The following is a 241-nucleotide window of genomic DNA, read 5'->3' on the forward strand; positions in this document are numbered from 1 at the left end:
GTTATGTAGTCCTCACCATGCTTAATCATGATCAGGTTACCGTATCCACGAAGCTGGTTACCGACATAGACCACCTTCCCGGCCCCTGAAGCGTAAACCGGCGTGCCGCGTGCGGCAGCGATATCAATACCTTTATTGCCACCTTCCGAGAGCGAGTACGGCGCAACCACTTTTCCGCTTGCAGGCCAGATCCAGCAGCGCTGACCGACCGGCGGCCAGGATGATTTAGGCACCTGATAGG

General features: G+C 56.4%; 1 protein-coding gene. It reads right to left on the minus strand.

Features of this window, described 5'->3' with window-relative positions; genetic code table 11:
• Nucleotides 1-241, minus strand: a 241-nt coding sequence (locus RTW80_RS30570) for a peptidoglycan DD-metalloendopeptidase family protein (RefSeq protein WP_312722002.1), incomplete at both ends; no start/stop codon positions are given.

Origin of the sequence: Escherichia sp. AM3, assembly GCF_032029835.1 — a bacterium.
GTDB lineage: Bacteria > Pseudomonadota > Gammaproteobacteria > Enterobacterales > Enterobacteriaceae > Escherichia > Escherichia coli.